Annotated in this window: 4 protein-coding genes; 1 reads left to right on the top strand and 3 read right to left on the bottom strand. The window is 72.5% G+C overall.

The window, feature by feature from the left end; translation table 11 throughout:
- Positions 1-35 precede the first annotated feature (35 nt).
- From ACWGIG_RS17585 to ACWGIG_RS17575, 3 genes are read right to left on the bottom strand one after another with little or no spacing between them, the layout of a single operon-like run.
- Complete coding sequence (locus ACWGIG_RS17585; protein ID WP_453322502.1) at positions 36-494, bottom strand: hypothetical protein; 459 nt, start codon at positions 492-494, stop codon at positions 36-38.
- Positions 491-826: a hypothetical protein gene (locus ACWGIG_RS17580; protein ID WP_453322501.1), complete on the bottom strand. Its 336-nt coding sequence runs from the start codon at positions 824-826 to the stop codon at positions 491-493. The genes ACWGIG_RS17585 and ACWGIG_RS17580 overlap by 4 nt, the downstream gene beginning before the upstream one ends.
- Positions 823-6,018 (bottom strand): HD domain-containing protein, encoded by a 5,196-nt coding sequence (locus ACWGIG_RS17575; protein ID WP_453322500.1) that lies wholly within the window; start codon positions 6,016-6,018, stop codon positions 823-825. Before ACWGIG_RS17575 ends, ACWGIG_RS17580 begins: the two co-directional genes overlap by 4 nt.
- Positions 6,019-6,186: 168 nt before the next feature.
- On the opposite strand from ACWGIG_RS17575, the gene ACWGIG_RS17570 reads away from it, so the two are divergent.
- Complete coding sequence (locus ACWGIG_RS17570) at positions 6,187-7,149, top strand: hypothetical protein (protein ID WP_453322499.1); 963 nt, start codon at positions 6,187-6,189, stop codon at positions 7,147-7,149.
- The last annotated feature ends 22 nt before the right edge of the window (positions 7,150-7,171 follow it).

The raw sequence follows: 7,171 nt of genomic DNA, 5'->3' as shown, positions 1-7,171 counted from the left end.
CAAGGGGCGGGCGCCGCGGCGCGTCACCGGCCGGCTCAGGTGCTGGGGACGATCCAGGTGATGATCACGGCGGTGGCCACGGCCAGCACGCCGAGCAGCGCGAGCCAGCGGGCCCATTCGACCAGCCGCCAGATCTGCCGCACCCGGGCCGCCTCCGCCCGCAGGATCTCGTGGGCGACCAGCACCACCTGTTCCCCGGGCCTGCCGTGCACGGCCAGCACCGCCAGCCAGGACGCGACGATCAGCGCGACGAACCCGGCGAGGAGCAGGGCGACGACCGTCCAGCGCCACGTCTCGGGAAGCTTGCTGAGGTTCTCCTGCCCCTTGAGGACGAAGACGGCGGTGAGCAGCCCGGTCAGGGAGGCGAGGAAGTTCCGGTAGCCCTCGGCCTGCTGGCGGGCGATCTGGAGCTGGAACTGCGGGTCGGCCATCTCCTTGGCGCGGTGCATCGCGCGCTGGAGCTGCTCGTCGTCGAAACCGGAGCCGCCGCTCACCGGGGGAGCCCGCCGGCCGGTACCTCGATCTTCAGCCGGGCCCCGCAGCCCGAGGGCGTGCTCTGTGACCGGCCCAGGTGCGGAGAGTCGCAGGAGCACGGGTGGGGCCACGGCAGGCTGGGGTCGGGTGCCTTGCGCCGCCTCCGGAATCCGCCGCCCTTGATGAGCGACACCTGCCCCCACGGCCAGCGCGCGGTGAAGCGGCAGCCGCAGACGGGGCAGGGGCCGACGGCCTGGTACCCCGCCTGGTCGCCGTCGACGAGCGACCAGACGAAGCCGGTCACGGCAGTGGGAACGGAGCGGCTCGGGTCGTACGGGACGGGTGGGCTCATGTGAACTGCTCCTCCGGCGGCGGGAGTTGGAAGGAGAAGAGCGCGGAGTAGGCGGTCAGCCGCGCCCTGACCCCGGCCACGTCGAGATCGGTCTCCTCGTGACAGAGCCGGATGTGGTCGGGATCGACCCGGCCGACGAGAGCGGGCGCCCGGCCGGTCAGTTCGGTGGTGAGGAGGACGACGTCCCGCCAGTCAGGGGCGAGGGACTCCTCCTCGGGGGTGGGCCTGCGGACGGTGACGTCCAGGCCCAGGCAGCGGAAGGGCGCGTAGCGCGCGTACGTCTCCCCGAGCGTGCGGCCGAACCGCCCGGCCACCAGGACGAGTTCCAGCGGCCCCAGGGTGCCGGGGCCGAGCAGCCCGCCCTCGAAGGCGGCCAGGTCGAACTCGTCCGGCACGAAGTCGGCGAGCAGGTCGGCGTCGGGTCCCGTGAAGTCGCCGGGAGGCGGCGGGGCGCCCAGGGGGGTGTAGGCGGAGAGGAGGGCGATGCTCCTGGACAGGGGGCGCTGCCTGGTCCGGGTGTAGTGCAGGAGGCGCGCCAGGGTGAGGGTGCGGGTGAAGGCGTCCGGCGGTCTCGGCAGGTCGCACAGGACCCTTTCCTCGTCGTCCGTCGGAGTCAGTGACCCGGTTCCCCCGGGCAGCACGGGGACCTGGAGCAGGAAGGAGTCCGCGGCCTGGCCGAAGAGCGCGGCGGACTCCTCCAGCGGGATGCGGTTGGACACGCTGAAGGCGAACAGGGAGGCGTACGAGACCGTTCCGTCGGCCGCCACCCCGGACGTCTCCAGGAACGTCCGTACGGGGATCAGGGGAACCTGCTGGTGGCCGGTCGCGTGCGCGACCCGGGACCAGAGCTCGGGGGAGCCGGTGGTGAGGATGCCGCACAGCGTCAGCTTCCGCAGTGCGTCGACACGCTCCTGGTGGTCGCTGTCGGGCTCCTGGCCCCACGGCTGGCGCAGCGCGATCCAGCTGGGGCCGAGGGGGTGCCTGGGCGCCGCGGACTTCGGGATGAGCGGCTGGACCCAGGTGGGGGCGATCCAGTCGCGTGCCTCGTCCGGCACGTCGGGCACGTCCCACCCCGTGCCGGCCAGTGCGGTCCGTGCCTCGCCCGCGATGTCTCCCAGCGGTTCCTGGGCGGCGGCGGACGCGTACACCAGGTCGTACAGGTCGGGAGCCCGGCCGAGCCACGGGGCCAGCGCGTCGCGGTCCTCCGACAGCAGGCGCTGGATCCGGTCGGAGAGCGGAGGGTGCGCCACCGCCTCGGCCTCCAGGTCCCGGGGGAGGGCGACCCCGAACGGCTTCCACCGCTGGAGGCGCTGCACCAGTTCGGCGGGGTCGGGGCGGACGAGGAACTCGGCGACGCTCGGCGAACCGGGCATGAAACGGTCGTCGGAGCGGGCCTCGTCCATGAGCCAGGGAAGCTCGCCCGTGGAGACCGTCGAGCCCGCGAGGGACGGGCTCAGCGCGGGCGGAGCGGGCAGGGCCGGGTCCACGGGGAGGAGCTCCAGCAGGAGGGAACAGGCCTCGCCCAGCGTGACGCCGTGTTCGTGCGACAGGGCGAGCAGGGGAGCGTGGACCGCCGGAGCGGCCTGCGGGAACTGCCGGGCGACGGCGGCGGCCTCCAGATAGCCCACGTACAGCTCCGCCATGTGTGCGGAGGGCCGCAGTCCACGGAGACCGCGGATGTCGGCGACCGTCGGCACCCGGATGCCCACGATTGCGTACCGGCGCAGCGCGCGCAGGGCCAGGCCCACGGAGACACCGGCGTCGTGTGCCGCCCGCAGCGCGGTGGAGCACTCCGCGGGAGCGGTGCGGAACAGCAGGGCGTCGAGTGCCTCCGGCGCGGGGTAGCCGCTCGGCAGGAAGTCTTCATCCGGCTCCGGGGCCGCACCCGGCTCCTGGGCCGCACCCGTACGGCTTCTCCGCCACTTCGAGACGACCCAGTTCTCGTACCTGCGGGCGGAGGAGCCTTCCCGCCGGTCCACGATCCAGTCGTCGGCGCTGTCGCTGTCCAGCGGCAGGCATCCCAGCGTGGACAGCGGGACGGTCGGGAGCCTTTTGGTGTCGTCCCCGGCCCACCACCCCAGAGTCGCGGTGGCCGTCGGCAGCAGGGACCGCACCACCGGGACCGAGAGCCGTGGTTCGTCGCTCACGAGCCTCCACAGCGAGGGCACGAGGACCTCGTCCCACCCGGGCTTCTGACGCGGGACCGCGGCGAGTATCTCCTGCTGGACGAGGTCCTTGTCGTACGCGTGCAACTGGTTGCGGTCCACGCTCGGCTCGGGCCGGTGGCGTTCGCGGAGGCTGATCACATAGCCGTACGGGTGCGGGGCCTTCTCGATGAGGACCCCGTCGAGCAGCACCTGCCCCCCGCCCTGGACGAGCCAGATGTCCTCGGTCAGCCGCCACGCCGGGCCGAACCAGTCGTCCAGCGGCTGGAGCACGCCGGGCTTCCACACCGCCGGGGGCTGCGCACCGAAGGGCTGCGCGCCGGAGCCGCCGGTTCCCTGCGCGACGACCGTGCAGTCACTGACCCGCAGGTACTTCCGCAGTGTCATCAGCAGCGAGGGTGCGGGCTCGTCCCGCTCGGTGAGGTACAGCCGCACCCGCGTCCCCCCGCCCGGCAGCAGCCTGAGGTCGGGGGTGCGGAACTGGATCAGCCCCGACCCCGCCTGGATCTCGGCCTGGATGCTGTCCCGGGGCACCGGCTCGCCGTACAGGTCCACCGGGGTGCTCCAGACGACGATCTCCTCCGCCAGCATGAAGTAGCTGAACACCCCGATGCCGAAACGGCTGTTGAGGGGGGTGACCGCCACCTTGGCCCGCCGCCAGTTGCGGAGCTCCTGCACGAACTGGGCGTCCTGCTCGTACCGTTTGCCGGCCCGGGCGAACATCGAGACCAGCCGCTCCTCGTTCATGCCGGTGCCGGAGTCCACGCACTCGATGTACGGCCGCCCCTCCGCGTCCACGTCCTGGGTGAAGGTGATCTTCGGTTCCCACCACGGGTGCTTCTCGCCCCGCATGCGGTAGGCGACCCGCATGCTGCGGTAGCGGCACGCGTCGAGCGCGTTCTGGTACAGCTCGCGGACGGCGAGCATCCGGTCGCCGTACAGCTGGGTGCCCATGAGCAGCGGGCGGATCTCGTCCTCGGCCAGCCGCAGCCGCTCCAGCGGCACCCGGTACTTCTGGTCCTCCGGCACGATCCGGCCGGCGTCCACCCGGCGGGGGATTCCCCGCAGCAGCGGGCTGCTGCTCTCTTCCTTGTGCAGGGCGCGCACCGTGCGGTCGGCCTGCTCCGCCAGCTCCTCGACCGCCGAGTGGAGCGCGGGGTGGGGACAGCCGGGGAAGTGCACGCCCAGCCGGCGCTGTGCGTCCGGCCCGGCGAAGCCGAAGGTCTGCGACAGGGAGGTGAGCACCTCGGCCGGCCGGAGCGCGGAGAGGGCCGCCAGGTGCTCGACCAGGACACCGGACATCCGGCGGGGGTCGGCCGCCAACAGCCCTGCGGTGTAGAGGAGTTGGGCCATCCGTCGGCCGCGCCAGGTACTGCCGGGCAGTGGCGGGTAGTCGCCCCAGCCCCGGTGGGTGTCCGCGTCGACGCTGTTGATGCGGGGGCTGTCGGCGGGTCTGACCGTCAGATGACCGGCCACCTGGCGGATCTGGAGCCCGACGATCCGGCGGATCTCGGCCGCGACCGACGCGACCGATCCGTACGCACCCGTCCCCCGGGCGTCCCCGGTGCAGCAGACGGCGTCGGTGGCCAGGTCGATCAGCCGGTCGACCTCCGGGTAGTCCGGCGACCGCTCCCGCCCGTCCCGCAGATCGCCCGGCTCCCACGGCAGGTCCCAGTCCGCGACGAACCGGTGCCGCAGCCAGTGGTCGGCGGCCCGTGCCGCGTCGTCCAGGCCCCGTGCGCGCAGCGACTGGGCCGCACGCTTCACCGGGGAGTGGGCACGCAGTACGTCGACGGCGTCGGCCTGCACCCGGGCGAGTCTGCCGGCCTGCGCCGCGGCGGGCGGCGCACCCAGATCCGCGCCGAACACGGTCCTCAGGTCGTGCAGGACGACGGTGAGGACACCCTCGTGCAGCACCGGCGCCGCCAGCAGCATCGCCGTCTCGGCGGGCGACAGGAGCTCCGTCTCCCGCAGTCCCGCCCATCCGACGAGCCGCCCGAGCCACGTGGTGACCCGCTCCGCCACCTGACCGGGGTGTTCCGGGTCGCCCCACGGGTCCTCGCCGCGGGCCGCGGTCCCCGCACCCAGTCCGACGACCTCCTCGACCAGGAGCTCCAGCCGTCCCAGGACCTGCTCGTGGAGCTCGGGGTGGGAGGTGTGCCGCCACAGCTCGCTGTCCCGTACCGCCTCGGTCCAGCGGGACGTCCGCCGCGAGCCCCTGCACCACTCCACCAGGTGGGCGGCGGCGTCCGGCAGGTGGTCGCCGATGCTCTGGACCGTCGGCGGCTCCTCCGGCCGTCCGGCGAACAGCCGCCACAGCACCGCCTGCGTGTGCGAGGCGATGGCGTGGAAGTTCTGCGGCGGTGTGTCCGGGCCGAGCGCCTCCGCCAGCGCGCGGGCGAAGAAGCTGCCCGTCGAGGGATCGCCGTACGAGGGACGCCCCACGCTGGAGCTGTACAGCCAGAAGGTGTTCTCGGCCTCGGACAGCACCTTGCGCGGCGGGGCGTCGCTCCAGCCCTCCGTACGGCACATGTCGAGGAAGACGGCGACCGTGACGCCCTTCTTCACCCTCCTGCCCAGCAGGTCCTTCGGGTCGGCGCCCAGCAGCGTATTCACGTTGGGCGTGGGGGTGCCGACGGGGCTCCCGAGGTCCGGCCTCGCGTCCGAGGGGACCAGGTAGTCCCGGTTGTGGAGGAAGACGCCGTGGCCGGAGAGGTAGACGAGGGCCGTGTCGCCCGGTTCGCAGGACGCGAAGAAGACGTCCAGCCGGCCGTGCAGGTCGTTGTGGCCCACCTTCCGCCTGCTGGGGTCGGTGTGCCCGGGATGGCAGGCGGTGACCTCGTAGTCCGACCGCTCCAGCACCTCGCACAGCCGCGTCACGTCCCGGTCCACGAAGGGCAGCGGCGGGAAGTCCTCGGCGAAGTCGGGACGGCGGTCCACGTCCGTCAGGTCCGGGGTCGCGGTGATCCCGACGAGCAGTGCACGTCGGCGGCCCGTCCCCGGCCCGGCCTGTTCCCTGCCACTCACACTGCAACCCCCTTGCCGCATAGGGACGGTGAACGAATGGTTTCAGAAGAAGCAGCAGGGAGCGACTCCCGCGGACGGGGGAAAAGACGTTCCAGGACGGGGAGTTGCGCACCCTGGCGCCCCCACCCCCACTTGCCTACGATCGAGTACGACGGGGGAGGTGTGCACATGTCAGCGCCCGCAGGACGGCCCGCAGGACGGCTCGAACGGACCGTCACCTGGGTCATGAGGAACGTCGACGTCGTCGTGGCGGCGGCCATCGCGCTCACCATCGGCCTGATCGACATCTTCGGCGACGTCCTCACCGACGACGTCGTCTCCGGCGCGACCCTCCTCGTCCTCGGCGCCCTCGCCATCGGCTCCATCGTCGAGCGGGTCCGCCAGCCCGCCAGCATCCAGGAGGCGCTGGCCGGTACCCGCCGCGCCCTGGAGGACCAGGCCATGGTGAGTTCCCTGATCGGCAGCCAGGTCGGCGACGCCCTGCGCGACGCCCGCCGGCACACCCACCTCTGGTACTTCAAGGGCGGCACCGGCACCTATCTGCGCGCCGTCACGCTCCCGCAGTGCGTCGCCGCCGCCAAGGTGCAGCGCTCCCAGCTCACCATCAAGATCGACATCGTCAATCCGGACGACGAGCGGGCCTGCACCGCCTACGCCCGCTTCCGGCAGATGTTCGCCGGACAGCGCGACACCGCCCACGCCGCCCTGTGGACCAAGGACCGGGTCCGCAAGGAGGCGTACGCGACCGTCCTCGCCGCGTGCTGCTACCGCCAGCAGCTCGCCACCCTGGAGATCGCCGTCCATCTGTCCTCGGTCGTCTCCACCCTGCGCTTCGACCTTTCCGAGACCTGCCTGGTCATCACGCAGGACGACACCTCGCGCACGAACCTGCTGATCAGACGCGGCCAGCCGCTGTACGACTACTACGTCACCGAGCTCCACCAGAGCCGTGAGCAGGCCAGGGAGCTCGATCTGCGGCTCGCCCCCTCGCTCGCCCCCGAGCCCACCGTCGACGAAGTGCGCGAACTCTTCGAGCTGGTGCGGCTGCCGCTGCCGCGCGCCTTCACCGACAGCGACATCGGCGAAATCATCGTCAAGGCCCTGCATGCGGAGGACCCCTACCGGAGGTGAGGTGCCCCCTCGGGGGCGCGTA

This window comes from Streptomyces sp. NPDC054863 (genome assembly GCF_053610825.1).
This window is presented reverse-complemented; position numbering and strand designations above follow the sequence as displayed.

What these genes read in the sequence shown, in the direction of transcription:
- ACWGIG_RS17580 (WP_453322501.1), bottom strand. Translation starts at nt 826, where the DNA reads ATGAGCCCACCCGTCCCGTACGACCCGAGCCGCTCCGTTCCCACTGCC.
- ACWGIG_RS17570 (WP_453322499.1), top strand. Translation starts at nt 6,187, where the DNA reads ATGTCAGCGCCCGCAGGACGGCCCGCAGGACGGCTCGAACGGACCGTC.